The organism is Rubinisphaera margarita (assembly GCF_022267515.1).
Classification (GTDB): Bacteria; Planctomycetota; Planctomycetia; order Planctomycetales; family Planctomycetaceae; genus Rubinisphaera; species Rubinisphaera margarita.
The window spans coordinates 16,917-42,507 of the sequence record NZ_JAKFGB010000013.1; the positions used below are offsets into that span (position 1 = coordinate 16,917).

Here is a 25,591-nt window from a genome sequence, read left to right on the forward strand (position 1 = left end):
TCCTCGGCTGCCACTCCCTCTCCAGAGACAGCGTCCACTGTCAGTACGCTGCTGCAAGGATTGATGGGCGGAATGCTCGCCATTCAGATGGCGCTGACCGCGCCGCTCTGGGGTCATGGGCACTTCTTCCCGCAGATCCCTCTGTGGGCGGCCTGGAATCACCCGACGATCGCTGTTGGAGAAATGGTCGTGATAGTTCTTTCAGGAGCCGGCATCCTCTGGATCCTCGCGGCCTTCCTGCAGAAGTTTCGTCAATCGCCGCGCACGGGGATACTGGAGCGGTTGCTGTGGGGCGTGACTGGCGTCGCTTTGCTGACAGCGATGCTCGACAATCAACACCGCATTCAGGCCTGGGCGGTGCAGTTTCTGCTCTACGCGGTCTGCTTTTCGCTGCTCCGTCCCGCGATGCAGATCCACTGGCTGCGGTGGATAACCATTTCGATCTATTTCTTCTCCGCCGTCTCGAAGCTCGATGCCTCATTTCTGAACTCGCACGGTCAGACGATGCTCGATGGAATCCTGCAGCTGGCGAGGATCGACGCCGATTTACCGCCCGCTTTGAGAAGCGGCATCGCGCTCAGCATTCCCGCCTTTGAATTGCTGACCGCGTTCCTGCTTCTGTGGTCGCGGACACGGCGGATCGGCTGGTACTGCAGCCTGTTGATGCACTCGGCTCTGATTCTGGTGCTCGGCCCCTTCGGGCTGAATCATCATTTGCCGGTGCTGATCTGGAACTTCTTCTTCATCCTGCAGAACTCACTCCTGTTCGGGAGAGGAGCGGACATTGTCGCAGCCGACGCAGGTTCCTGCTCCGACTGGTCGTGGAACGCCGCGACATACGCTCGCATCGTGCTGACTGGCTGCCTGCTGTTTCCGGTCAGTGAATGGTTCAACGTCGGAGATGTCTGGCCATCGTGGGGTCTGTATGCCTCTCGGGGTGCGAAAGTGAACTTCTACCTTCGGGAAAGCGCGCTGGAAAAGATTCCGCGGGAACTGCAGGCTCACTGCTTCCGCACAGCCGAGTATCCGGAGTACGTACGGGTCGACCTTTACCGCTGGTCGTTTGCGGAAACGAATGCGCCACCCTATCCGGAAGACCGCTTTCTGATCGGAGTTTCCTCCGTAACGATTCGGAAATACGATCTCGAGTCTGATTTCGTTCTCGTCCATCACGGCACAGCGAGCCGCTGGTCGGGACAACGCAGCGTCACCATGCTCGATGATTTCAGCGAACTCCAGAGCTTCTCCGACCGGTTCTGGTTTAATGCGTCTCAGGGGACCCTGAACGATCCAGTCGCTCGTCCGGATCCGTTTTGAACGAGCCAACGAGCGGCTCCTGTTCCGGACGCTGCTGAAACAGGTGTACTTCCCAGCGATCGTACCCAACTGCGGACGCGTCGTCCGCGACGATCTCCAGAACGCGATCGACATCCTGTTGGAACTGCGGTGAGCTTTCTTCCGGCAGGTAGTCGACACGCATCACCACACGCAGCACACGGTCGGTTTCCCGATGCATCCCGTGCTTGCCCCCTTCGACACGCGGGCTCGAATGCGGAAAGACTTCGGCCAGCCGATCGGTCAGCTCACGAAAGGGACGGGTGTGCAGTTCCCAGTAGGTCAGCAGACCTCCGGAAACGCAGACTGCGAACAGGAACATCCCGGCCACGATCCAGCGTCCTCGACGCGATCCTGTTGCGGGTGAAGTCTCGGCATTCATAGGGCAGAAACGATCCTCTGGTCAAAAAGAAGGATCATCGTAACACCCGTGCGTGTTCGACGCAGCTTCGCCGACGATTCCATCGATCTGAATGATCGCCTCAGCGATTGATCGCGACCAGTTCGATCGTCAGTTTGAGGGTTTCTCCTGCGAGCGGATGATTCGTATCGAGCGTCGCTTCATCCCCATTGATCTGCACGATCCAGACATTGACTTCGCTTCCGTCGATACTGGTCGCCAGCTGGTCCCCCTGATGAATGCCGGACGGAAGCCCGTTCACCGGCACGGTCAACTGGCGACGATGGTCCCGCAGGCCGAAGCTCTGTTCCGGGTCGAGCAGAATCGTTTTCGTCTGCCCTGCCTCCATCCCCACAATCTGCTGCCGAAACGATTCGAGATAGGCTTCGTCATCGAGCGAAAAGACCAGCGGTTTGCGGTTGTTGGTGTCTTCAATCACCCCGCCGTCCCGCGTACTGGCGCGATAGTGGACGGTCACAGTGTCGTTCGGTGCAGCAGAAATCGTCATAAGAGAGAGATCCTCGGATCGACGGCGGCTGGCCAGGCCAGATGGAATCAGCAGTTCACAGAGCCTGCGATTCCTGTTCCCCGGAGCCGTTGCGATGCGACGGGGCCGGTTGATTCGGGCTTCGTGACTCGTGATAATCCGATGGTCCCGGTTGTAACGGTTCTGCGACTCATCGGCTGCTGGAATAGATGGATTCTACCGCTTCAAATCCTGTTATTTTAGTGAAAACAGGAAAACCGAATCGCTTATCACTGTGAGGCATGTCATCATCAAAATGGAGCGGCAGTTGACTTTCGGCATCACGAAAAGCGACCGCTTGCTCTTCGTTGTCAATCGGCAACAGGCTCGGGTCGATGAATGAAAATCGCAACGGCCTGGATTCGACTTCTTGAGAGATTCCAGGAACCAGAATCGGCCAGACAGCCTGTTTTCAAGGCCAACGAGGCAATCCACCGGAGTAGATTCGATCGCCAGTCGATGTTCGGCGCGGCAATTGCTTCTCCTGAGATTGCCCGGTTTCGCTATCGGAAAAACTACGTTCTATAAAGACCGGCGGGCGGCATGGAGACCCCACGAAACTATTCTGACTGACACCGGAACGGAGTCCACACGAGTTCATCCAACTCGGGGAAGATGATCGTATGTCGTTGAAGTTGACCGCAGACTCGTATCTGGCAGGCGTGCGGGCCAGCGGGCTCGTTGATGCCACGCTGCTCGACAGCACGCTGGCCGAATTGAAGCGTCACGGTCGCAGGCTCGACGACGCCAACGATATCTCCAATGAACTGCTCAAACGCGGACTGATCACCGACTGGCAGGCCGAGAAGCTCCTCCAGGGCCGCCATAAAGGGTTCGTGCTCGGCCGCTACAAACTGATGAACCTCCTCGGCCGTGGTGAAATGAGTGCCGTCTATCTGGCCGAACACATCGCCATGCAGCGGCGCTGTGCCATCAAAGTGCTGCCGGCCAACCGTGTCAAAGACACCTCCTACCTCGGCCGCTTCCAGCGGGAAGCCCGCGCCGTGGCTGCTCTCGATCATCCCAATATCGTTCGCGCTTACGATGTCGATCAGCAGAACGAAGGGGGAGCCGAGATTCACTTCCTGGTCATGGAATACGTGAACGGCGACAGCGTCGAGAACATCGTGAAATCCAAAGGTCCGATGGGCTTCATTGAAATTGCGGACGTCGTCCGTCAGGCCGCTGAAGGACTCGCACATGCCCACGACGCCGGACTCGTGCACCGCGACATTAAACCGGGCAACCTGCTCGTCACGCGGCAGGGCACCGTCAAGCTGCTCGATCTCGGCCTGGCCCGGTTCTTCAAGGAAGACGGCGAAGAGTCGTTGACAATCAAGCACGATGAAAAAGTGCTCGGCACGGCCGACTATCTGGCTCCCGAACAGGCCGTCGACAGTCATAATGTCGATCAGCGGGGCGATATCTACAGCCTGGGATGCACGTTCTACTTCGCGTTGACAGGACACCCGCCGTTCACGGACGGCACACTGGTGCAGCGACTGCTGGCTCATCAGACGCGTCAGCCGCCGTCGATCAAAGTTGATCGTCCCGATGTTCCGGAGAGTCTGCTGGCGATCGTTGAAAAGATGATGGCCAAAAAGCGGGAAGACCGATATCAGTCCGCTCGCGAACTGGCCGATGCGCTCACTCGCTGGCTGGGCGATCACGGCTCCGAAGACTGGAAGCGAAAGAACATTCACTTAATCAGCATGCTCTATGGCACCGAACGGGCTCAGAGCGTGGTCGGCGGCCCGGCAAAACCGGCTCCGTCAACAGAGGCTCCCAGCGAAGCCGTCCGACGTCGCAACAATGTGCGGCCCGGAGAACGCTATCTCGATCCCTCTGCGAAGTCCTCGCCTTCGGCTGCCAACCGGGGTGAACGACGTCCTCCCGCCGGTCAACAGCGGCGGAGACGACCTGTCCCCGCGGAAGGGTCCGTCGCGGGGCGAAACCCGGCTCACACCGCCAAGCGGCAACTCGCAGAAGCGCAGGCGGCTCAAAACGACAATCAGAAGATTCTGATTCTGGTCGCTTTGCTGGTTCTGGTGGCCGCAATCACTGCCGGCATCACTTACGCAATCGTTACGGTCACGTCGGCAGCTTCACAGTCTGCACCGGTTGAGCCGGTTGCACCGGCCGACGATTCCGAGAACTTGCCGGAAGAGTAAGATTTGCCTCAATCGGCTTGCCCGTCGACCCGTTTCGGGCTTCAATTGCGTCATCAGACGTGATGCAAAACGGCAACATCAATCGCAGGGTGTTGGCGAGAAACCACTTGGCTGCCGGGCGACTGGTCAGTCCTTTGCCTTGTCGGAGCCGGGTTCAACGGAGCGTGTTGCGAACGATCCCTGAACTGAGTGCGGCTGCGGCACATGCGGCGTTGCGACCCGCGGGACAGCGAGGAAAACCGGACGTACGCAAGAACGACCCGTGTCTTCGGACACGCGGTCGTTTTTTTTGCGCTGCCGACCCCCGCGCATCGTGACAGACAAGGATGCTCGTACACTGCCTATCGTAGAAACTCTACGAGCGATCCGACGATCAAGTGCCATTCGAGAAATGGTTCCGCTCGCTTCACGAAAATGCTGCTGCGAAAGTGACGGCGGCCATCAGGAGGATGGAGAAGCAATCGAAGCGATCGTCGGCGGAGAGGTTGAACTTTCAGAAGCCCTGCTCCGCGACTACATCAACGCCACAGTGGGTTTCAAAAGCGTTGGCACAGCAATAAATAAATCTCCGAAAAGTATCATGTGAATGCTCAGCCGCGATGGAAATCCGAACGTCAACAACCTCTTCAGCGTGACGAGGTTGTTGCAGGACGATGCGGGAGTGGAGTTTAAGGTGGTAGCCGCGAAGGCTAAGGGGAGGAAGACGAACGCTGGGTTTGATCGCGGAGTCGTTTTCAGAATCCTCGTCAGGCGGTGCCTGACCTACGAGACTGACCTGCGGGACTCGGTTCAATAGAAGTCGTAGTAGATCTTCCATTCGGCGGTGTGTGGATTTCGGTAGAACTGCAGAGAGCCGCCGTCGACGACGTTCAGATTGATTTTTGAATCAGACGAGATCTGGAAAGCGAATTCAAATCCATCGCCGGGATCAATGCCCGATTGACAAAAGGACGGGTAGCCTCCGACCTTATGCACATAATGGTGCTCGCCCAGATCGTAGTAATCATTGATCTCACCGCTGGCTTCCAGAGCGAGAATTTCATCGCTCATCTCCTCGGTTAGCCCTCCTCCATCCCAACAGGGCCATTCGTCATCGATCCGCTGAAATGAAACGGGGAATGGGTTAAGGAATGATCGGGGCGATGGCCAATCTCGTTGAACAAGATCTGCCATGTTCGAGTATTCGCGAACGATCCACTTTTCGCCCATCGGCTCGAATTCGTCTGGAAGCGAAGTTCCGATGAAGACGGTTACCAGTGCAACGCCTTCAAGACATGCAGGCACGAAGGGTAACGATGCCAGGCAGATTTGCGCAAGCGGAAGTAAGGGATCGCCCACCGAGTTAACGGGCATCTCTTCATCCGGACCAGACAGGAACACTCGACCAAGCCAACTCTCCGTCGGCTCGCCAGTCGGCCTGAAACCACCAGCAGTAAGTTTGACGGCGGATTTCGCCAGGCGGGAACGTATCTCTTCGGGAGTCATGATCTACCTGCTCGACAAACTCGAAATACACCACCAAAATTGAATATGGACCACACTGAGATTCTAATGATTCTTCAAGCAGAGGGGGCCCGCAGAATCCCCGCCGATCAGCATTGTAGACGAGGCTCCCTCCTGCCGTACATAACAGAAAAAACCGGAGCCCGGCGGTGTTGCCGAACTCCGGTTTGGAATTCCGGCGGGATGGCCCGGAGGTTTACCTCCGGGTTGCGCCAGCAACAAGCAGTTGCCCATTGAGGCCGTTGGCTTGAAGGAACTCGAGCGTTCGAAAGACGTCTTTACCATCTCAGGTTGAGGTCAGCGACGTTCTGTTGTCGAGGCCCCGAATGACGTCGAGACTCGCCCGACTGTTCACGGAGATGGAGAACAGAGATACTGCATTCTCGCTCGCCGCGTTGCAGCATACGGGGCTTCCGAAAATCACTTCGGAGCCGAGGGGACGATTGCTGCGAGCGCGGGAAGGTTGTGAGTATTGCAGTTCACTCGGCGGCTGCGGTCGTTGAGAAAGGGGATCCCATGGCAGGCAAACTGACCGTCGACGATGTTGACTCATTCATGCGGCGTTTCAAACTGCTCATCGGCGGCATCATCGTGCTGTTCTTTCTTCCGCTGGTTATCTATGCCTTTTATCTCGACCAGCGGCTGGACAAGTTCGAAGCGACGCTCCGCCCGAGTCCGCCGCAGGAGCTGGAAGTCGGTGAACTGGCTCGGGGAGATCTGTTTCATGTCGCCACCAATCCGGTGGAAGGGCAGATCGTGTACGTGCCGGCTTACTCGCACGTTTATCACGGCGACGGCAAACCGCATTTGCTGACGATCACGCTCAGCGTTCGCAACACCAGCATGGAGAGTGAAATCGTCGTCCGGTCGATCCGGTATTTCGACACCAAAGGTGTTGAGGTCCGCTCCTATCTGGAGAAACCCGTTCGGCTGCCGCCTCTCGGGACAACGGAACTGGTTGTCGAACGGGACGACGCCTCCGGCGGCAGCGGAGCGAACTTCATCGTCGAATGGTACGCCGACAAACCAGTGACCGAGCCGATCATCGAAGCGGTGATGATCGACACCGGTTCTCAGCAGGGCATTTCCTTCGTCCGCCGCGGTTTCGTGATTGGCGAAGCTGCTTCCGATGAAGAAAGCAACGATGATTGATCCGGCAATCGCCGGGTACAGATGAGTTTGCTGGCCTTCATAGAATCTTCCAGCAGGATCTGTAAGCTCTCTGAGAAGGACAGCCGGAACCCGCAAACGTGGAGTGCTTTTCATCTGATCTTCGGGAGACGAGTCATGTCGTTGCCAGAGAGCGTCAATCCGTCGGTGGAAACAACTATGGCCAGCGCAGCAGCCGGGCGGTTTCGAATCGATGAGCTGGGCAGGCGGTGGAGCTGGTTCGTCGGCCTGGGTGTGGTGACGCTGATTTTCGGAGCGATCATCATCACCTATTCGATCGTCGCCACACTGGCGATGGTGATCGTTCTGGGTGTCCTGATGCTGGCCGCCGGGGTGCTGGAAGCGGCTCTCGCGTTCCTGGTCAAGAACTGGGAAGGGTTCTTTCTTTCCCTGTTGATGGGCCTTCTGTATGCGGTCGGAGGACTGGTTCTGGTTGCCAACCCAGCCGCCTCGGCTGCCGCGTTCACGCTTGTGATCGCGCTTATGCTGATCTTCGGCGGCGTCTTCCGAATCCTCGTCGCCAGCGCCGATCGGTTCCCCAACTGGACCTGGCTCCTGATGCACGGCGTCCTTTCCGTGCTGCTTGGCGTGCTGATCTGGAGCAAGTGGCCCGCGTCGGGGCTCTGGGTAATCGGTCTGTTCATCGGGATCGATATGATCGTGAATGGCTGGACGCTCATCATGCTCGGAATGGCCGCCAAAAAGGTGCACCAGTCCGCAGTCGAGATTCAGAATCGACTGAGCTGAGTCCGCTTCACGATCCGGGAAAACCGCCGGTTACGGCAGTTGATCCGGAAGCGGGCGGAGTTCGAGTTTGCGGACGAACATCTCGGCTCCTTCGGTCTGCAGCAGGATCTTTCCCTGTGACGGCACGACGTCTTCGGCTCGGTTCACGATCACGCCATTGACACGATAGGTCAGCGTGTCGCCGTTGACGAAACACTCGAGGGTCGTCCATTCCTGACCCGGACTCTCAACGTCGTTGGCTCCACGGAAGTTGAGGACGTCTTTCCAGTCCGGATCGCGGCCGGACCAGTTAATCCGTCCGCTGGTGAAGGTTTTCTTCTCTCCGCCGGGTGTCCAGACCGCTTCGCCGTCGCGGTCCAGCGTAACCTCGCTGGTGGCGGAAGCGTGGATCGTCTCACCGTTCTCGTCTTTCCCCTGCAGGACAAGGATGTCGCCGACGCCGCCTTCGATGATCTGACATTCCACCGAGGTCATCCACGGGCCGGGCTGAGTTGCCGAGCCGCCGAAGTTTCCGTCCGGCCCCTGACAATGCAGCAGCAGTCCGCCATCACGGGCTCGATCTTTGCGGGTTCGCCAGGTCGCCGTGCCCCAGCGGTACTCCATCACGAGGTAATAGTTCGCGTACTCCTCGCGAGTGATGAGTCCTCCGAAACCGTCGCCGGAAATGCGAAGGATTCCATCCGGTTTGAGCGTGAAGACGCCCCGGGGATCTTCATGGCGATCGTCAGTCAGCCACGTGTACCAGTGCGTCTTGAGATCTTTCGACGGTACGAGCGTGATGGTCTTTTCAGGGACGACGGCTGGAGTCTTCTTCTCAGGTTCAGCCGCGGTGGCGTGGTTGACGAGAAGAGAGGTCAGGGAAACAGCAAAAAGAGCGGAGAGGCAAAGACGTCTGATCATGGCGGCAGGTTCCCGGTGCTAAAGGCAAAGTGGGGAGGAAGGTCGTCCACGGGAGTGGACAGGCAGGTGGGCCGGTGAGCAGCGGAATCGATTGTACGAAACTCGGCTCCGAATCGCGAATCCAAAGCCCCTGTACTCTCTTCAAGGGAGGAACGGTCCTGATTGTCGATCCTTTCCCGGGCGAATTCAATCGGGTATACAGACGGCAGGAAGACCCACGAACTGACGTCCAGTTTGTCGCGAACCTGAATCCCACTCACAGAGGAAAGTCGCCCATGAAGAATCTTGTTTTCACCGTTGCAGGTCTACTGATGTTGTCGAACGTCGCTTTGGCGCAGAAGAAGCAGTTTGAAGTCGGGCAGCCGCTCGGTGCGGTGAATGAAGCCGGTCAGTTCGTCAAGATCAGCGACAATGTCAAAGTCTATGGCAGCTTCCGGTTCGCCGAGAGCGTCACTTACGATCCGGTTCGCGATCTGCTGGTCGTCATGAACGCCGGCGTGCCCCAGGATCAGCAGGAAAACGATGGCTACGTCTCTCTGTTGAATCCGGATGGTTCCGTGCATACCACAAAGTGGATCGGCGCGAGCCGCAATGGCCTCACGCTGAATCACCCGCTCGGCAGTGCCGTTCTCGACGGCGTTCTTTACACCGCTGATATGGATACCGTGCGGACGTTCGACCTCGAAACGGGCGAACCCGGCCGCTCGTATCACGTGCCTGGCTCGACGTTTCTCAACGGAATCGGAGTCGCGAAAGACGGCACGATGTTTGTCTCGAACACGCGTCCGCCGGAACGGGTTTACAAAATCACCGCCGACGGCGACGTCTCCACGTTTGTCGATGGCAAGCCTCTGGTGAATCCGAACGGCGTCGCCATCGATACTGATGGCAATGTGGTTGTCGTCAATGTGGGAGACAACGCGGTGATGACGTTCGACCCGGAGAACGGCAAGCTGCTCAAGACGGAGCACGCGGTTGAAGGGGGCAACGATGGCATCGTGATTCTGAAAGACGGGACCAAGTATGTGAGCAGCGTTCGCTTCGGCAGCGTCTCGGAGATCAAGCCAGGGCAGTCGGCTCGCATGATCGCCGCCGGGATTCCGAGTGCCGCTTCCATGGGTTACGACCCGAAACGAAACCAACTGGTGATCCCGATGAATAACAACAACGCCGTCGCTTTCATTAAGCTGGGCGAATAGTAGTCGCTGAAACGAAAAGCAGCCGGGATGCGACAAACATCCCGGCTGCGTTCATTTTCGCTTCGCGAACGATTATCGCTCGTCGCGGTTCCGTTCCCGTGATTTCTGCTGCTTCTGTTCCCATTGCTCTGCCCGTTCTTTCAAAGCGGACATCGCGTCGAGAACTTCATCCGCGTCGCCGCGATATTCGGCTTTCACGGTATCGCCTTCCTGCTTCACTTGAGCGTGAGTGAAGACCTGCTGGAGCCGCTCTTCGTTGCCGGCCCACAGTTTGGCGAAGGCCATCAGGCCATCGATTGTATTCTTCACCTGTCCGGCGACCTGTTCGGAGTTGGCCTGAAGAGTCACGTCTTTGAACGCTTCGCCGTTGTTTTCACCGACCGCATAGGTGATTTGCTGATGTTGCTGGAGAATCGGAAAGAATCCGTCTCGCTGGGAAATCGACTGCAAATTGGTGGCCGCTCCGTAGAAGACTGAACCCTGAGGAACCTTGGCGGTCAATGGGGAGTCAGCTCCCTCCAGCGATTTGCTCTCGCCGCTCAGCAAAGCGATGGCTCGGTCAGCCAGTTCCTGAGACGAACTCAGCACGACCTGTTCTCCGTCGACCAGGACAACGACCATCGTCTCCGGCTGTCCCATTCGCGGGCCAGACCGCTCCCGATCAGCAGAACGGTTATTCTTCGAGGACTTATCCCGGGCCTGATCCCGATGAGCACGATCACCATGTTCAGCTCCGTGATGTTCGCCCTTTGTCTTCGTGATGACGAAGGCAGGATGACCGCCGATCTTCATCGACTTCACCTTGTCCTTACTGCGGATTTCCTTCTGCACCTTCTGCATATCGTAGCTGGCGAGCACGATCATTGTGCCCGTATGGGCTTCATAGGTCGAACCAAATGCCGTCACGCCCTTCAGGCCGTCCTTCAGATCGACACCGTACTTCTCCTGAAATTTCTGTTCGGCTTTCTCGATGTCATCCGCTTTCTTCTCACGCATCTTCCCGGCAAGAGCCGTCTGCTGGAAGGCGTCGAAGTCGACATGCATCACCCACTTCGCATCAGCGGGAACATGGGCGGCATTCAGAGACTCAGCCGAGGCCTGGCTCGACAATCCGACGACACAGGCTGCCGCCAGCATCAGAGAATGGCAGGGTGTAAGCTTCATAGGTAACTCCTTTCGATGAGTGAGATCCGCCTCAGCAAACCAGCGGATGCAATTGTAGAATCCAGAATGGATACCCATTGACCAGACGAGCAAGTCTCGCGCCGGACGACCATCGATCGCAAACTGCCTCCGCTCGATTCTCGGTGCAGACGGTCACGGCGGCGATTAGAATGCGGGGAGACCCGTACCGTTCTCTTGCGAAAGTTCTCATCATGATTCGCGAAGCATTTCCTTATCTCCGCGTCGCCAACGCGGCTGCTGCGATCGACTTTTATCAGAAGGCGTTCGGTGCGACCGAGAAGCTTCGGCTCAGCGAACCGGGCGGCCGCATCGGACATGCTGAACTGCTCTTCGGAGAGTTTGTCGTGATGATTTCCGACGAGTATCCCGAGTTCGGCATCCATGGTCCGCAGCACTTCGGAGGGACCGGCTCTTCGGTGCATCTGCATGTCGACAATGTCGATGCGCTGGTCCAACAGGCGGAAGCAGCCGGAGCAGAAGTCATCATGCCTCCCCGCGACCAGTTCTATGGCGAACGAGCCGGCAAAGTGAAAGACCCCTTCGGCCACGAATGGCTGATTGGCTCTCAAATCGAAGAGGTCTCGCCGGAAGAAATGCAGCGCCGCTTTACGGCGATGTTCGAAGGAATGGAATAGCGGCGTCTTTCCGAACCAATTGCATCGATGGCTGTCTTCGCAATCTGAACGTCTAAGCAGAAGTCCCTGAAATCGAAGTCTGAGAGTGAGCGATGAATCTGGATTCTCTGCAGAATGAATGTCTGGCTGGGGAACGACACAAGTTTCTGCACTTCTGGGGCCACCAGCCGCGAAAGACCGGTGTCGTCGATGAGAGTTGCATGAGCCAGTGGTATCCCGCTGGATTTAACGTCGAAGGAATCCTTTACCCGACCGCGGAACACTACATGATGGCCGCGAAAGCCAGGCTCTTCGACGATCGAACCACGGAGCAGTCGATTCTCAACTCGCCTCATCCCGGAGCCGCGAAAAAGCTCGGACGACAAGTCTCTGGTTTCGATGAGCATCTCTGGGAGCAATCGCGAGAGCAGATTGTTCTGGATGCCAACCGGGCGAAGTTCTCCCAACACTCTTTATTGCTGGATTTCCTCTTACGAACAGGAGCGCGAATACTGGTCGAAGCGAGCCCGCATGACAGAATCTGGGGAATCGGTCTATCGGCTCGCGATGCTGCCGCCCACGATCCGCTTCAATGGCTGGGACTCAATCTGCTTGGCTTTGCGTTGATGCGAGTCCGTGATGATCTAAGTCTGCAACAATAAAGCTGCGAGGTCGTCATGAGTAACAACCAGTCACATCTGGTCCGCGTTTCCCTCGAACGACTTTCCGTTGGCGAGGCGTTTGGACAGCAATTCTTCTATCCCGGCGTTGTGGTAGCGGCGGATCCTTCACGGTCGCCGGCTCCTTTGGAAGCGTTGAAATGGCAGGCCGTGGCGTCACCTGGTCTGCCCACGTAGCCATCGGAACCCGCCCCCGATAATTCCCACGAAACGGAGGCTGGCGTTGCTTTGAACGGTCGTTAAACTGGACGAAGTCGATCTTATACTCCGTTGCTGGAGGGAATCGCGTATCGGTCCCGCAGGCAGCTGTTTTTCCTTACGTTTTGAGAGCGAGTCGGGCTCGCGTCGGTTGTCCTGTTTCAGGCGGATCTGACCCTGACCGGAGAGAACTGACCGAAGACACCGCGGGCGGACGAACAGCCGAATGAATTATCAGCCCGATGAGCCCTCTGCTGATAGGCCTCTTGAGGAGGAAGTTCTGGATCGTTTTGGCGTTCTTCCGAACTTCTTTCGGCTTGCGCCCGATTCCCCGGACATCGTGCAGAACCTCTGGGGCTTTGCGAAAGCGGGGTATCTGGATAACCCGTTGCCGTCTCTATTCAAAGAGCGGCTCTTCGTTTATCTGTCGCGTTATTGCGATGTCCGGTACTGCATTGCCCGCCATGTTGGCTTTCTAATCGGCCTGGGTCGGCCATCTGGTGACCGGCTCGTGTCGCCGGAGAGTCTCGACGAGATTCTGCAACTGATCCGCCGCCCGTTGCCCAGCAGCGAACTCCTGTCGGAGCAGATCGAAGCTCTGCGCGAAATCGACCTGCTCCCTGAGCTTCCGTCCTCGGATTCTCCGCTCGAAGAAGCGGTGTTCTCCTGCGCCACGCATGTCTTCCTCCAGTCGCCAGAGGCCCCCCGTTGCCTGGAAGCTTTGCGGCTGGTTCTTGACAGCGACACGCATCAGCACCTTCTGCTGTTTCTCGCGTTCGTACGCACGGCCCATTTCTGGACCAAGGTCCATCCGGAACTTCAGGAAGAAGCCGATATCAAGGAGCTTCTCACTGTCCATGAATCGCTGGCGGAATGCGTTCTGAGAGAACCCGATCCGTATTCGGACGAGACGACGCAGATTCTCCTCACAGAGCTCGCTCATCTGCGGCAGGAGCGACAACAGGCCGAATTGTTACGAGTGACGCTCTCGAGCATCGGAGATGCGGTCATCGCCACCGATCCTCACGGTCTGGTCACGAACATGAATATCGTCGCCGAGGAGTTAACCGGCTGGCCGCTCGACGAGGCCATCGGACAGCCTCTGGAAACCGTCTTCCGCATCGTTAACGAGGAGACCGGGGAAACGGTCGAGAACCCCGCGAAACGGTCGCTGCGGGAAGGGGTCATTGTCGGCCTGGCGAATCACACGATTCTGATTGCTCGAGACGGAGCACGGCATCCCATCGACGACAGTGCGGCTCCGATTCGGAAAGACGATCTGATCGTTGGCTGCGTGCTCGTCTTCCGGGATGTGACGGAGCGCAGAGAAGCCGAGGAGGAACTCGCCGAGCAGGCGCGGCTGATGTCAATGCGGGCCGATATCAGTGCGGCTCTCGCGACGGCCGATACTGTGCAAACTGTTCTGCAGCGATGTGCGATGACGCTGGTCAAGCATCTGAATATGGCGTTCGTTCGCATCTGGACACTCAACGAAGCCGACGATGTGCTTGAACTGCAGGCCAGTGCCGGGCTCTACACACATCTGGACGGGCCACACGGCCGGGTCAAAGTCGGTGAATTCAAGATTGGTCGCATCGCCCGGGACCGGGAACCGCTGCTGACCAATGATGTCCCGCATGATCCCAATATCAGTAATCCGGAATGGGCGAAACAGGAGGGCATGAACGCCTTCGCCGGATACCCGCTAATCATCGGCGAACGGGTCGTGGGCGTCCTGGCAATGTTCTCCCGGCCAACGTTGTCCGAGACCATGCTGACCAACCTCGGACCGCTGGCCGAAGCGATCGCGCAGTATCTTGACCGGAAGCAGACCGAAGCCGCGCTCGCTGAGAGCGAATTGCGATATCGACTGATCGGACAAGCGGCCAACGACGCCATCTGGGACTGGAATCTCGTGACCAACGAAGTGGCCTGGAATGAAGGGCTGCAGGCGCGTTTCGGTTACAAACCGCACCAGATCGGTAACGATGCCGTCTGGTGGTACGAACACATCCACCCCGAGGATCGGGAGCGCGTCGTGCACAGCATTCACGAAGCCATCGACGGTGGAGAAACGTACTGGACCGAAGAGTACCGGTATCGTCGCGAAGACGGAACACATGCCGTGGTCTGCGATCGCGGTCAGATTGTCCGCGACGAGAATGGTAAGCCGGGACGGATGGTCGGCTCCATGCTGGATCTGACAGAACGCATCGAATCCGAGGAGCGACTGCGGGAGAGCGAAGAAAAGATTCGTCTGATGGCCGACACGATTCCAAACCTGGCGTGGATGGCCCAACCGGACGGGAATATTTTCTGGTACAACCAGCCCTGGTATGAATACACCGGGTTGACGCCCGAAGAGGTGCAGGGCTGGGGCTGGCAGTCCATTCACGATCCTGACGTCTTGCCGGAAGTCATCGCCCGCTGGAACGAATCGTTGGTGACCGGCCAGCCGTTCAACATGGTTTTCCCACTCAAAGGAGCTGATGGCAAGTTCCGCCCGTTCCTGACCCGCGTGAATCCGCTGCACGACGAATCGGGCGGCATCCGTTACTGGTTCGGCACAAACACCGACATTTCCGAGCAACAGGAAACGCAGGCCCGTCTGCGCGAGATCGCCGCCCAACTCTCGGAAGCCGATCGTCGGAAAGACGAATTTCTGGCGACACTGGCCCACGAACTCCGAAACCCTCTGGCGCCGATACGCATGGGACTCGAAGCGATGCGGGTCTTTGCCGATGACCCGGAAACAATCGAAGAGATTCGCACCACAATGGAGCGGCAGACGCATCAGCTGATCGCTCTGGTCGATGACCTGCTCGATGTTTCACGAATCACGCGCGGAAAACTCGAACTGAGACGCGCTCGAGTTGAGGTCAAGGACGTTGTCGCCAGCGCCGTCGAGGCCTCCACTCCCTTTATTAAGGAAGCCGGGCACACGCTGTCACTGTCCATCCCCGAGGATTCGATGCCGCTCGACGCCGATCCGCATCGCCTGTCGCAGGTTCTGTCCAATCTTCTCAACAACGCCGCCAAGTACACGCCGGAAGGGGGAACGATTGACCTTCGAGCCGAAAAGCGGCACGACAAAGTCGTTCTCTCGGTGAAAGACAACGGGATCGGCATCCCTCAGGAAATGCGGGACCGCATCTTTGAGATGTTCGCTCAGATCGAGCGGCCGATGGAGAAGGGTTACACCGGCCTCGGCATCGGATTAACGCTTGTCAAATCACTGGTCGAGATGCATAACGGACACGTTGAGGTCCACAGCGAAGGGGAAGACCAGGGCAGCGAATTCGTCGTCCGTCTGCCTCTGGCGGGAGCGTCTGCCGCACAGCCCACAATTCGGAAAGGGATGTCCAACAGCAGGACCACCGAGACGAAGCGCAAGGTATTGATCGTCGATGACAACCTGCCGGCCGCTCAAATGCTCAGCCTCGTGGTCAAGATGCTCGGCAGCGAAATTCAGCTCGCCGGCGATGGTCAGGAAGCGATCGATGTCGCCGCGGAATTTCTGCCGGATGTCATTCTGATGGATCTCGGCATGCCGCGAATGAACGGCTACGAAGCCGCAAGACACATCCGTAACCAGCCCTGGGGTCAGGACATGCTGCTCGTCGCCCTGACCGGCTGGGGACAGGACGAAGACAAACAACGCACCCGCGAAGCCGGCTTCGACCACCACCTCACCAAGCCAGCCGAACCCGCCACGCTCAACGAAATCTTCGCGGCGATCGACGAACGCCGGGGGTAACCGTTCGGCACGGCCCGGGTGTCAGTTCTTCCCGCCGAGATCCAGAAACAGCATCATCGACGGGTTGCCCACGGGAGTGTACTCGCCGGTGAAGTTGAGCCGTCCGGTTTTCTTGTCGACGGCAAACGTGGCGAGGTTGTCGGCTCGCTGATTGAGGGTGTAGAAAAACCGGCCGGTCGGATCGAAGCTGAAACTGCGCGGGTAGTTGCCGCGAGTCCATTCTTCGTCGACGTAGCTCAGGGTGCCATCCTCGGCAATGGCGAAGATGCCGACGCTGTCGTGCAGACGGTTGCCCGCGTAGACAAAGCGGCCATCTTCTGAGACCAGAATCTCCGAACAGAAATTGCTGCCCGCGTAGCCCGGCGGAAGCGTGGAGATGGTCTGCCTCGCCGTCAGCCGGCCCTGCTCAGCATCGTAGTCGAACAGAACGAGCGTCGAGGCTTCTTCCTGAATTGAATAGAACCAGCGGCCGTTCGGATGAAAGTGGAAGTGCCGCGGTCCGTCACCCGGCGGAAGCGCGACGTAAGCCGGCTCGTTCGGCGTGAGCTGTCCGCTGTCAGAATCGAATTTCCAGAGGTAGATTCGATCGACTCCCAGGTCGGCGTGCAGAACGTACTTGCCGGAAGGATCGGCTTCGATCATGTGGGCGTGCGTCCGGTCGTGCCCGCTGAAGGCGAAGCTGCCCGGCGGCGCGTTCTCGGAGGTCGTCGGGCCGATCTTTCCGGTCGGCTCTTCGACATCGACGGCTTCACCAAGTGTGCCATCCTTGAGGACTGGCAGCACGGCGACGGTGCCTCCAAAATAGTTGGCGACGAACAGGTGCTTCCCGGACGGATGCAGCTTCACATACGTCGGCCCTGCACCGCCGGAGGCAACCGTGTTGAGCAACGTCAGTTGTCCGTCCTCGGGATCAACGGCGAAGGCACTCACACTGCCCGATTTCGTTCCGCCGAAGCGATCGGTTTCATTCGCGGAATAAATTCGAGTGCCTTCTGCGTTAGCGGCCAGACAACTCGGGCTCGTTCCCATCCGCACTACACCAGCTGGCGAAAGTTCCCCGGTTTTACGATCGACCTGAAACAGATGAATGCCCCGCCCGTTTCCGGGAGGCAGATCAACCTGCGTTGGCAGCACATCGGTCAGTGGAGAACTGAAGGTGCCGACATAAGCCATCAAGGGCGGTTCACCGGCGGAGGCGTGTTGCGAAAGGCCAGGGCTGAGGCCGACGGCGATTGAAAGGGCGAGAAACAGCAGGCGGCACGGCGGAAGATTGGTCACGGTGGGAGACTCCTGAGGAACAAGCAGCAGGCGAGCGTCTCAATTCTGACTCCGGGGCCACGAAAATGCCACCTCGTGAAATCACACGGCTACTTTTTGAGTGGAGGGCCGGAAAAGGCATTCCCAAGATCGCATTTGCGGCTATCAAAGAGTTACTGCGGAGCGATTCAAAGGGAATTGACGTCAGTTGTTCGTTTGTTCTCGATGACGTGCGGTGAGACGATAATCGATAAAACTCCTGCTAGAATTGCAGCCACGCGTCGAAGCTGCCACAGAGAGGGCCAGGGTGGCAACTTAGGCTCTTAGACGAGAAGTCATCGAAGACGATCAACAGAGATCACGTGCGAACAGAAAGTCATGGCTCTGCATTCCCCCAACTTCCAACAGCTGTTTGAGTCGTCCCCTGGCTTGTATCTCGTTCTGACCCGCGATTTCACGATCGTGGCGGTAACCAACGCTTACCTCCAGGCGACAATGACGGAGCGCGAGTCGATCCTGGGCAAGAACATCTTCGAGGTCTTCCCCGACAATCCCCGGGATCCCACTGCAACCGGTGTCGCCAACCTGCGTTCCTCGCTGCAGCGAGTCGTCCAGACTCGAGCCGCCGATACGATGGCCGTTCAGAAGTACGACATTCCCCGGCCCCAGTCCGAGGGAGGCGGGTTCGAGGAACGCTTCTGGAGTCCTCGGAATTCTCCGGTGTTCGGAGCAGATGGAGACGTCGAGTACATCATTCATCGCGTGGAGGACGTGACGGAATTCATCCGTCTCAAGAAACGACGGGCCGAACAGGAAAAGGACTATCAGGAGCTTCGCCTCCATTCGGAACAGATAGAAGCCGAGGTCTTCCAGCGGGCGCAGGAGATCCAGGAGTCGAATCGCAAGCTGCGCGAGGCCAATGAAGAGCTCCGAGCCGCGCATAAACATCTCTCGGATGCCGATCGCCGGAAGGATGAATTCCTGGCCATGTTGGCCCATGAACTCCGCAATCCCCTGGCTCCGATCCGCAGCGGACTCGACATTCTCGCCATGAGCGGCAGTGATCAGGCCGACACGATTGCCGTGATGCAGGAGCAGATGGAACATCTTGTCCGTCTGGTGGACGACTTGCTCGACATGTCCCGCATCATGCAGGGACGAATCGAGCTGCGTCGCGACGCGGTCGAGCTTTCTGCTCTGGTCAATCGCTCCCTGGAGACCGTGAGACCGCTGATTGAAACTCATCGGCACGAACTGGATGTCTCGCTGCCAGAACACCCTGTCTGGCTGGATGCCGATCCCGTCCGAATCCTCCAGGTCATCGAGAATCTGCTGACCAACGCCATCAAATACACCGACACAGGCGGACGCATTGAGGTGACGGTCGAACAGGATGGCGCGGAGGCCGTCGTCAGCGTTCGGGACACGGGCGTCGGAATCGAGGAGGAATTGCTGTCGCAGGTGTTCGACCTCTTTATGCAGTCGCCTCGTTCGATTGACCGTGCCCAGGGCGGGTTGGGAATCGGTCTGACGCTGGTGCAGAAACTTGTCACCATGCACGGCGGCAGCATCACGGCTCACAGCGCCGGGAGAGGAAACGGAAGCACCTTCGTCGTGCGGCTTCCTGTCGTGAAGCCCCCCGCCCCGGCCAGCGACACCAGCGTTCCTCCGACTTCTGGCGAGTCCCGCCGCATTCTTGTCGTCGACGACAATCAAAGTGCAGCGAAGATGCTTTCCATTTTGTTGACGAGACTCGGTGATCACGAAGTGGAGACGATTTACGAGGCGACCGAAGTCGTCGCCTCGGTGCAGGAATTCCGTCCCGATCTCATCCTGCTGGACATCGGCCTGCCAAAGATGAACGGCTACGAAGTGGCACGGGCCCTTCGGAGAGAACCCGACTTCGACAACATCCAGCTGGTTGCCCTGACCGGCTACGGACAGGACGAAGATCGCGAAAAGTCAAAAGCCGCCGGCTTCGACCTGCATCTTGTAAAGCCACCCGCCATCGAACAAATCAAAGCCGTGCTCGCCCACCCGATGCAAAACGGCGAATAAGCAGAGAACCCAAAGCGAACGACACCCGCGTCCGATCGCTCAAGCATTGAGGAATGCGGTCCCCCCGCGGTGTGTTCGTCAGCCTGCCTGCTATTCCAAGTTCGTTAACCCCATGAAAAAAGGCACGTTGCGAAGTTCGCAAAGTGCCTGAAAAGTGGAGGATAGGGGACTTGAACCCCTGACCTTTTGGCTGCCAGCCAAACGCTCTCCCAGCTGAGCTAATCCCCCGGGAAAACGACGCTTCTCGCGTCGGTGGGCCGTATTATGAACAATCGGCTCACAATTGCAAATCGATGGACCTCTTTTTTTCGTAGCCTCGGGATTCCTCCGATTTTCGCCGCAAACGCTGGACGAAACCGAACGCATCAGTCAAAGTTGTTGAGTCCTCACACTGAGGAACTGGACTTGCCGCTGGACGAGGTGAAGGGCCCATGCTGAATATCCTCGATTCTGGACACGGCTCGAACCTCAAATGTTCGCGCCGCGATTTTCTAAGCATAGGCTCCCTGCTTTGCGGCGGCCTGTCGCTGGAGCAGATGTGCCGAGCTGGCGCGAAGGCGGGAACCGGTTCGTTGCTGAGGGACCGGTCGGTCATCTTTCTGTTCATGCATGGCGGGCCGAGTCAGTTCGAAACGTTCGACCCGAAGATGACCGCCCCGATGGAGATTCGCAGTGCGACCGGGGAAGTGAAGACGTCCTTACCGGGGGTCACATTCGGCGGCACGTTCGAAAAGCTGGCTCCGCTGGCAGATCGCATGGCGATCGTTCGCTCGTTCACGACCGGAGACAGCCGGCACGATATCAAGCCGCTTGTGCATCGGACGACAAACGATGCGAATCTTGGGACGATGTACGCTCGCGTCGCCGGGCCGAATCATCCGGAAACCGGGATGCCGCGAAATCTCGCGCTCTATCCGCAGGCGGTGGCACCGGACGCACAGCCCACGACCATGAAATTCGGGAAGTTTGAGTCAACCGGATCGTACTCGTCGGCGCTGGCGCCTTTTGCTCCGGGAGCGGGCGGGAATCTTCAGAATGACATGAAGCTTTCGATTCCGATGCGGCGGCTCCACGACCGGAGGACGCTGCTGTCCGAAATCGATCAACTGCGGCGGAACAACGATCGCGATGCCGTTTACGCGGCGATGGATCCCCTCCGTCAACTCGCCTTCGATACCATTCTCGGCGGGCTGGCCGAAGCGTTCGATTTGAGCCGGGAAGATCCGAAACTGGTGGAGCGTTACGACACGAGCAGGATCGCCACGCCGGAGAATATCAGTCGGAAGTGGAACAACTACAACAACTATGTCGACAACGGACAGAGTCTCGGCAAGCTGCTGTTGATGGCCCGGCGGTTGTGTGAGCGGGGAGCCGGCTTTGTGACTGTGACGACGAACTTCGTCTGGGATATGCACGCCGACAAGAACAACGCCGGCATGGTCGAAGGGATGCGTTACATGGGACGCCCGTTCGATCATGCGGTTTCCGCGCTGATTGAAGACATCCACAGCCGTGGACTCGATGAGAAGATCCTGCTCGTCTGCTGCGGCGAGATGGGGCGGACGCCGCGGATTAACAAGAACGGCGGCCGCGATCACTGGGGCAATCTGGCGCCGCTGATGCTCTCCGGCGGCGGTTTGCCGATGGGGCAGGTGATTGGCGACTCGTCCCGCGATGGCAGCGTGCCGGCGACAAAGCCGATCACATTGCAGAATCTCGTGGCTACGATCATGAAGTCGCTGATCGACCCGAGCGAACTCCGGCTGCTGACCGACATCCCCCGGGAGATCATGCAGGCGACGACCGAGTGGGAATCGATTCGCGAATTGATTTGAATGGTCGGAAAAGAAAAACGCCTCGCTACAAAAGCGAGGCGTTCGTGAATTATTGAGCCCGGTTCCGCTTACGTTGCGGCGGGTTCGGTTGTTTCTTCCACGACCTGTTCCGCAGCCGCTTCGGCTGGTTCTTCGGTCAGTTCTTCTTCCGCGGCTTCAATTTTAGCAGCCTCAATGTCCTCTGCACTCGGCGGGTTCGGAGCGATCTCAGCGAGTTCATCGCTTGTGCTCTCGGTTCCCTTCAGCAGAGCCGCGGCCATGGCCGATTTCTGCAGGTTGGCACAACAGGCTTCTTCTGCAGCTTCCGCAGCCAGCTTTTCTTCGTGACAGCAAACTCCGGTACCGCCTTCGGCGACGCTCACGGCATGACTGCAGCAGGAACCCCCGGCCGTGCATCCCGGAAACTGTTTGTCTGTCTTCATGCCGAGCGCGGCTTTGAAGTCGTTCTGGTTCGAATATGCCCAGCCGCCGGCGAACAGGAGAAGAGCAACCGCGAACAGCAGCTTGGTCATCTGGCTTCGTTTCGACGAGGCAGCCGACCGGTCGATCTGCTGAGCCGATTCGACTTCACCCGCCACCATGTTCGGGGCGTCTTCGAAACCATTATTCTCCTGTTGAGTCATCGCATCCCTCCAAAAGTTGAGCGGTATTAGACGTCCCAATAGTTTATCCACAAACAAAATGTTCGCACAGCCTTTGTTTTCCTCGAGCGAAAGATTTTCGCAAACAGAGCCCGGGCCAGCGTGTCTACTGTTATGAGGGAAAAGAGGTTGCGGCAATTTGTGGAAGGTAAGCGGGCGGTTCGATTCCCATCTTCTGTCGGTTTGGACAGGGGAGCCGATCGGAGTTTGACCTGGCCCTGTGGGGTTCGTAGACTGAATTGAGGTCGTTGATATGTGCGAAGTTGTGCATTCTGCACGGTGAATTTCGCTCCAGCGATCAACCGATCTTCTCCCATCAAAATGAATCCTCGGCTGCAGATGCAACGTCGCGCATCCGGTTGAGGAACATCGCCTGTGCTGGATCGAAATGAGGAACACCATGCGAAGCTTCCTTTCTCCCGTCGTATGCGGCGTTCTCGTCGCCGCTGTGAGTCTGCTCAGCAGTTCTCCCCTTCAGGCCCAGCCCAAGAAGGATCCGGTCGAAACGCACACGCTGACGGCCAAAGACGGTTGGCCGATCAAAATCACTTATTACAAGCACGAAGGGAATCGGGACACGCCGGTCGTGGTGCTGCTGCACGCCATGGGGGGCGACCGACGGGCCTGGACAGCCGGCTACGCGAATCAGCTGTGGACCAAAGGTTTTGCGGTCATCGCCGTCGACCTGCGGAAGCACGGCGAAAGCAAGGCAGAAACGTCCAGCGGATCAGCGACCGACGTCGGCGATCTCAAGCCGGACGACTACAAGCGAATGGTCGCCTACGACATGGATGCGGTTAAAGATTTCATCTTCAAGGAGCATCAGGAACAGAACCTGAACATGCGAAAGATGGGAATCGTCGCTCCTGAGATGTCAGCTGTGATTGCGTTGAACTTCGCGATGGTCGACTGGAAACAGGTTCCTTACGACGACGCCCCGGTCGCTTCGATGCGGACGCCTCGCGGTCAGGATGTGCGGGCGATCGTGCTGATCTCGCCGGAAACCTCGGTTCGCGGTCTCACTACGGCGTCGCCAGTCCGAATGATGAGAAATGGTGCCCTTCCGATCGCGTTTCTGTTCTGCGTGGGTGCCGAAGACACTCTCGACAAAGGGGATACGCAGCAGCTGTATTCCCAGATCCGCGGACGGGGAGCCTCTGACCGCGTTTTGATGGAGTCGTATCCTTACAATCTGCGAGGCATGGCGTTGTTCGGCAAGAATCTGAAGATTGAGCCGCATATTGAAGTCTTCCTCGAAAAGTTCCTGCTGGAACTCGACGACGAGTGGGTCGACCGCCGCAGCAGACTGCAACGGTAAACGAGTCTCAACTCAAGTGGCACTGACCTGGTCAGTGCCTTTCTTTTTGGATCTCGCTTCAACCACACTGGCGGAGCCAGTTGCACAATCTCCCCATTTTGCCTGAAGAGAAGGGTCGCTTATGAAACCGGAGCGTCTGTTCGTGATGCTGGCTCTGGCCAGCCTGTTGTTGTCCCCCACTGCACAAGCCGCCCCGACGGAGCAGACGGAAGCTGCGAAGTCGCACGGCGAAAAGACGGACGTCGAGAAAACGGACACCGAGAAAACGGACACCGAGAAAACGGACACCGAGAAAACGGACGCCGAGAAGATGAACTTCGTCTTCTTCCTCGTCGATGACCTCGGCTGGGCCGATCTCGGATGCTTCGGAAGCAAGTATTACGAAACCCCGGAGATCGACAAACTCTGTGCTTCCGGCATGAAGTTCACACAGGGATACGCCGCCTGTCCGGTTTGTTCTCCGACTCGGGCGAGCATCATGACCGGCCGACATCCCGTGCGGGTCGATGTGACCGACTGGCTTCCCGGCATGAATACCGATCGGGTGAAAGACGCGAAGTTCAAGCACGTTCACGATCGCGACGATCTTGCTCCGGAAGAGGTGACGATTGCCGAAGCCCTGAAAGACGGGGGCTATCAGACCTTCTTTGCCGGCAAGTGGCATCTTGGAGATGAAGGCAACTGGCCGACCGAGCAGGGCTTCGACATCAATATCGGTGGACACGACCGCGGCTCACCTCCGGGCGGCTACTACGCGCCGTGGAAGAATCCGGTCCTGGAAGCCAAAGAAAAGGACGAATACCTGACCGAACGGTTGACTGAAGAATCGGTCAAATTTCTGAAGTCGCGGGACGAAGAGAAGCCGTTCCTGCTTTATCTTTCCTATTACAACGTGCATACGCCGATTACGCCGTATAAGAAGCATGTGGAGCACTTCGAGGAGAAAGCCGCCCGTGAATTCGATACGCCCACGCCGACCGTGGAAGAACACGACGGCGTTTCCCGGGCGCGCCAGGACAATCCCGAATACGCTTCGATGATCAAAGCAGTCGACGACAGCGTCGGGGTCCTCATGGAGACGCTGAAGACGTTGGCGCTCGAAGAGAACACGACCGTCATCTTCTTTTCCGACAATGGAGGACTGTGCACGACCCGAAGCGCGGGCCCGACGTCGAATCTGCCGCTGCGTTCCGGGAAAGGCTGGCTGTATGAAGGGGGCGTGCGGGAACCGATGATCGTGCGGGCTCCGGGCGTCACCTCGCCGGGGTCGGTTTGCGATGTTCCGGTCGTGAGCATGGACTTCTTCCCCACGATTCTCGAACTGGCGGGAATGCCGAGTCAGCCTGAACTTCACGCCGACGGAAAATCGCTCGTGCCATTGCTGAAGCAGGAAGAATCGGGCGACGAGCGTGCCTTCTACTGGCACTATCCTCACTATCACGGTTCGACCTGGACGCCGGGAGCTTCGATTCGGAAAGGGGACTGGAAACTGATCCAGTTCTACCACTACGGCAACCAAGAGCTCTACAACCTCAAGAATGACCCGGGCGAACAGGAAGACCTGTCGAAGAAGAATCCGCTCAAAGCCCGGCAGCTGATGCAGGCCCTGGACTCCTGGCAGAAATCGATGAAGGCGAAAATGCCGGAACCGGTCGAATAGGTCGTTCCGCCCGCTGGGATGCCTGATCCGCTGGAGAATCGATCGCGCGAGCCGGTGAGGGATTTCCCTCGCCGGCATGAGGATCACCGCGTCAGAATCGCGGGATCAGCCAGATTCGATGCGATCGGGGGCGGGCTGTACGGGTTATTCAGGAGAGTGGGAATACAACGGTCGCAAGTGCCATTTCTCCCCTGACGCCTGCGCTCCGTTGAATCGCGGCAATTCGACGAACTGGCTCCATTTTGGGAAGAAAATCCTTCAAAGGCGGTCGAAACAGAGGATACAATTCCTTTTGTGAGTTTAGATAAGCCTCAATCTCGCGCCAGTTTTTGGTTCTCAGAGATTGCCACGTCCACTATCGATAGAGATCAGGCGGCCTGAAATTCGGTCGACCGGCAGTAGACGAAAGCTCTGTTCCGCCTGCAATACGCCCGCCC

The 25,591-nt window shown here is 57.9% G+C and carries 21 protein-coding genes and 1 tRNA gene; 13 read left to right on the plus strand and 9 right to left on the minus strand.

Annotation, left to right across the window (positions count from 1 at the left end):
* The first annotated feature begins 72 nt into the window (after nucleotides 1-72).
* Nucleotides 73-1,317, plus strand: a complete 1,245-nt coding sequence (locus L1A08_RS12455) for a MauE/DoxX family redox-associated membrane protein (protein WP_238756733.1) — start codon at nucleotides 73-75, stop codon at nucleotides 1,315-1,317.
* Here L1A08_RS12455 and L1A08_RS12460 read toward each other — a convergent pair.
* The 3 genes from L1A08_RS12460 to L1A08_RS12470 all read right to left on the minus strand — a co-directional run bounded on the left by L1A08_RS12460 (nucleotide 1,262) and on the right by L1A08_RS12470 (nucleotide 2,613).
* A complete protein-coding gene (locus L1A08_RS12460; protein ID WP_238756734.1) occupies nucleotides 1,262-1,717 on the minus strand; it encodes a hypothetical protein in 456 nt (151 codons plus the stop codon). The two genes, L1A08_RS12455 and L1A08_RS12460, sit on opposite strands and share 56 nt — an antisense overlap.
* Nucleotides 1,718-1,817: 100 nt before the next feature.
* A complete protein-coding gene (locus L1A08_RS12465; protein WP_238756735.1) occupies nucleotides 1,818-2,243 on the minus strand; it encodes an FKBP-type peptidyl-prolyl cis-trans isomerase in 426 nt (141 codons plus the stop codon).
* A gap of 169 nt (nucleotides 2,244-2,412) precedes the next feature.
* A complete protein-coding gene (locus tag L1A08_RS12470; protein WP_238756736.1) occupies nucleotides 2,413-2,613 on the minus strand; it encodes a hypothetical protein in 201 nt (66 codons plus the stop codon).
* Nucleotides 2,614-2,884: 271 nt separating this feature from the next.
* Between L1A08_RS12470 and L1A08_RS12475 the strand changes: the two genes are divergently transcribed.
* On the plus strand, nucleotides 2,885-4,432 hold the full coding sequence (locus L1A08_RS12475) for a serine/threonine protein kinase (protein WP_238756737.1): 1,548 nt from the start codon (nucleotides 2,885-2,887) through the stop codon (nucleotides 4,430-4,432).
* 789 nt (nucleotides 4,433-5,221) lie between these two features.
* On the opposite strand, the gene L1A08_RS12480 is transcribed toward L1A08_RS12475, so the two are convergent.
* On the minus strand, nucleotides 5,222-5,917 hold the full coding sequence (locus L1A08_RS12480) for a DUF1963 domain-containing protein (RefSeq protein ID WP_315860583.1): 696 nt from the start codon (nucleotides 5,915-5,917) through the stop codon (nucleotides 5,222-5,224).
* A gap of 483 nt (nucleotides 5,918-6,400) precedes the next feature.
* Here L1A08_RS12480 and L1A08_RS12485 point away from each other — a divergent pair, with 483 nt between their 5' ends.
* Entirely contained in the window at nucleotides 6,401-7,087 is a 687-nt protein-coding gene (locus tag L1A08_RS12485; protein ID WP_238756739.1) for a DUF3124 domain-containing protein, read from the plus strand.
* Between the two features lie 135 nt (nucleotides 7,088-7,222).
* Nucleotides 7,223-7,852, plus strand: a complete 630-nt coding sequence (locus L1A08_RS12490; protein ID WP_238756740.1) for an HdeD family acid-resistance protein — start codon at nucleotides 7,223-7,225, stop codon at nucleotides 7,850-7,852.
* Nucleotides 7,853-7,882: 30 nt separating this feature from the next.
* On the opposite strand, the gene L1A08_RS12495 is transcribed toward L1A08_RS12490, so the two are convergent.
* Entirely contained in the window at nucleotides 7,883-8,752 is an 870-nt protein-coding gene (locus tag L1A08_RS12495; protein ID WP_238756741.1) for a 3-keto-disaccharide hydrolase, read from the minus strand.
* A gap of 275 nt (nucleotides 8,753-9,027) precedes the next feature.
* Here L1A08_RS12495 and L1A08_RS12500 point away from each other — a divergent pair, with 275 nt between their 5' ends.
* On the plus strand, nucleotides 9,028-9,951 hold the full coding sequence (locus L1A08_RS12500) for an SMP-30/gluconolactonase/LRE family protein (RefSeq protein WP_238756742.1): 924 nt from the start codon (nucleotides 9,028-9,030) through the stop codon (nucleotides 9,949-9,951).
* 72 nt (nucleotides 9,952-10,023) lie between these two features.
* Here L1A08_RS12500 and L1A08_RS12505 read toward each other — a convergent pair whose 3' ends face one another.
* Nucleotides 10,024-11,115 (minus strand): hypothetical protein, encoded by a 1,092-nt coding sequence (locus L1A08_RS12505; protein ID WP_238756743.1) that lies wholly within the window; start codon nucleotides 11,113-11,115, stop codon nucleotides 10,024-10,026.
* A gap of 212 nt (nucleotides 11,116-11,327) precedes the next feature.
* On the opposite strand from L1A08_RS12505, the gene L1A08_RS12510 reads away from it, so the two are divergent.
* The 4 genes from L1A08_RS12510 (at nucleotide 11,328) to L1A08_RS12525 (ending at nucleotide 16,385) form a co-directional block, all read left to right on the plus strand.
* On the plus strand, nucleotides 11,328-11,771 hold the full coding sequence (locus L1A08_RS12510; RefSeq protein WP_238756744.1) for a VOC family protein: 444 nt from the start codon (nucleotides 11,328-11,330) through the stop codon (nucleotides 11,769-11,771).
* A 92-nt stretch (nucleotides 11,772-11,863) separates the two neighbouring features.
* Nucleotides 11,864-12,412, plus strand: a complete 549-nt coding sequence (locus L1A08_RS12515; protein ID WP_238756745.1) for an NADAR family protein — start codon at nucleotides 11,864-11,866, stop codon at nucleotides 12,410-12,412.
* 15 nt (nucleotides 12,413-12,427) lie between these two features.
* Nucleotides 12,428-12,607, plus strand: coding sequence for a hypothetical protein (locus L1A08_RS12520; protein WP_238756746.1), 180 nt, complete (start codon nucleotides 12,428-12,430; stop codon nucleotides 12,605-12,607).
* Between the two features lie 247 nt (nucleotides 12,608-12,854).
* Nucleotides 12,855-16,385 carry a PAS domain S-box protein gene (locus tag L1A08_RS12525; protein WP_238756747.1) on the plus strand — a complete coding sequence of 1,177 codons (3,531 nt, stop codon included), beginning with the start codon at nucleotides 12,855-12,857 and terminating at the stop codon, nucleotides 16,383-16,385.
* A 21-nt stretch (nucleotides 16,386-16,406) separates the two neighbouring features.
* Here L1A08_RS12525 and L1A08_RS12530 read toward each other — a convergent pair whose 3' ends face one another.
* Nucleotides 16,407-17,663 (minus strand): lactonase family protein, encoded by a 1,257-nt coding sequence (locus L1A08_RS12530; protein ID WP_238756748.1) that lies wholly within the window; start codon nucleotides 17,661-17,663, stop codon nucleotides 16,407-16,409.
* Between the two features lie 357 nt (nucleotides 17,664-18,020).
* On the opposite strand from L1A08_RS12530, the gene L1A08_RS12535 reads away from it, so the two are divergent.
* Entirely contained in the window at nucleotides 18,021-19,700 is a 1,680-nt protein-coding gene (locus L1A08_RS12535) for a hybrid sensor histidine kinase/response regulator (protein ID WP_238756749.1), read from the plus strand.
* A gap of 155 nt (nucleotides 19,701-19,855) precedes the next feature.
* Here the strand turns inward: L1A08_RS12535 and L1A08_RS12540 are convergent.
* A tRNA-Ala gene (locus tag L1A08_RS12540) sits at nucleotides 19,856-19,928 on the minus strand.
* A gap of 203 nt (nucleotides 19,929-20,131) precedes the next feature.
* On the opposite strand from L1A08_RS12540, the gene L1A08_RS12545 reads away from it, so the two are divergent.
* Complete coding sequence (locus L1A08_RS12545) at nucleotides 20,132-21,535, plus strand: DUF1501 domain-containing protein (RefSeq protein WP_238756750.1); 1,404 nt, start codon at nucleotides 20,132-20,134, stop codon at nucleotides 21,533-21,535.
* A gap of 68 nt (nucleotides 21,536-21,603) precedes the next feature.
* On the opposite strand, the gene L1A08_RS12550 is transcribed toward L1A08_RS12545, so the two are convergent.
* The gene (locus L1A08_RS12550) at nucleotides 21,604-22,158 is read right to left on the minus strand and encodes a hypothetical protein (RefSeq protein ID WP_238756751.1); all 555 of its coding nucleotides are present in this window, start codon (nucleotides 22,156-22,158) and stop codon (nucleotides 21,604-21,606) included.
* 418 nt (nucleotides 22,159-22,576) lie between these two features.
* Between L1A08_RS12550 and L1A08_RS12555 the strand changes: the two genes are divergently transcribed.
* Together L1A08_RS12555 and L1A08_RS12560 are read left to right on the plus strand one after the other, a co-directional pair.
* Nucleotides 22,577-23,494 (plus strand): alpha/beta hydrolase, encoded by a 918-nt coding sequence (locus tag L1A08_RS12555; protein ID WP_238756752.1) that lies wholly within the window; start codon nucleotides 22,577-22,579, stop codon nucleotides 23,492-23,494.
* A 121-nt stretch (nucleotides 23,495-23,615) separates the two neighbouring features.
* Complete coding sequence (locus tag L1A08_RS12560; RefSeq protein ID WP_238756753.1) at nucleotides 23,616-25,154, plus strand: sulfatase; 1,539 nt, start codon at nucleotides 23,616-23,618, stop codon at nucleotides 25,152-25,154.
* The last annotated feature ends 437 nt before the right edge of the window (nucleotides 25,155-25,591 follow it).

Excerpts from the sequence above, each read along its gene's own strand:
- L1A08_RS12520 (WP_238756746.1), top strand. The coding sequence starts at position 12,428 with ATGAGTAACAACCAGTCACATCTGGTCCGCGTTTCCCTCGAACGACTT.
- L1A08_RS12525 (WP_238756747.1), top strand. The coding sequence starts at position 12,855 with ATGAATTATCAGCCCGATGAGCCCTCTGCTGATAGGCCTCTTGAGGAG.
- L1A08_RS12480 (WP_315860583.1), bottom strand. The coding sequence starts at position 5,917 with ATGACTCCCGAAGAGATACGTTCCCGCCTGGCGAAATCCGCCGTCAAA.
- L1A08_RS12555 (WP_238756752.1), top strand. The coding sequence starts at position 22,577 with ATGCGAAGCTTCCTTTCTCCCGTCGTATGCGGCGTTCTCGTCGCCGCT.
- L1A08_RS12475 (WP_238756737.1), top strand. The coding sequence starts at position 2,885 with ATGTCGTTGAAGTTGACCGCAGACTCGTATCTGGCAGGCGTGCGGGCC.
- L1A08_RS12515 (WP_238756745.1), top strand. The coding sequence starts at position 11,864 with ATGAATCTGGATTCTCTGCAGAATGAATGTCTGGCTGGGGAACGACAC.
- L1A08_RS12550 (WP_238756751.1), bottom strand. The coding sequence starts at position 22,158 with ATGACTCAACAGGAGAATAATGGTTTCGAAGACGCCCCGAACATGGTG.
- L1A08_RS12455 (WP_238756733.1), top strand. The coding sequence starts at position 73 with ATGCTCGCCATTCAGATGGCGCTGACCGCGCCGCTCTGGGGTCATGGG.
- L1A08_RS12465 (WP_238756735.1), bottom strand. The coding sequence starts at position 2,243 with ATGACGATTTCTGCTGCACCGAACGACACTGTGACCGTCCACTATCGC.
- L1A08_RS12545 (WP_238756750.1), top strand. The coding sequence starts at position 20,132 with ATGCTGAATATCCTCGATTCTGGACACGGCTCGAACCTCAAATGTTCG.
- L1A08_RS12495 (WP_238756741.1), bottom strand. The coding sequence starts at position 8,752 with ATGATCAGACGTCTTTGCCTCTCCGCTCTTTTTGCTGTTTCCCTGACC.
- L1A08_RS12535 (WP_238756749.1), top strand. The coding sequence starts at position 18,021 with ATGGCTCTGCATTCCCCCAACTTCCAACAGCTGTTTGAGTCGTCCCCT.
- L1A08_RS12490 (WP_238756740.1), top strand. The coding sequence starts at position 7,223 with ATGTCGTTGCCAGAGAGCGTCAATCCGTCGGTGGAAACAACTATGGCC.
- L1A08_RS12510 (WP_238756744.1), top strand. The coding sequence starts at position 11,328 with ATGATTCGCGAAGCATTTCCTTATCTCCGCGTCGCCAACGCGGCTGCT.
- L1A08_RS12500 (WP_238756742.1), top strand. The coding sequence starts at position 9,028 with ATGAAGAATCTTGTTTTCACCGTTGCAGGTCTACTGATGTTGTCGAAC.
- L1A08_RS12560 (WP_238756753.1), top strand. The coding sequence starts at position 23,616 with ATGAAACCGGAGCGTCTGTTCGTGATGCTGGCTCTGGCCAGCCTGTTG.
- L1A08_RS12505 (WP_238756743.1), bottom strand. The coding sequence starts at position 11,115 with ATGAAGCTTACACCCTGCCATTCTCTGATGCTGGCGGCAGCCTGTGTC.
- L1A08_RS12460 (WP_238756734.1), bottom strand. The coding sequence starts at position 1,717 with ATGAATGCCGAGACTTCACCCGCAACAGGATCGCGTCGAGGACGCTGG.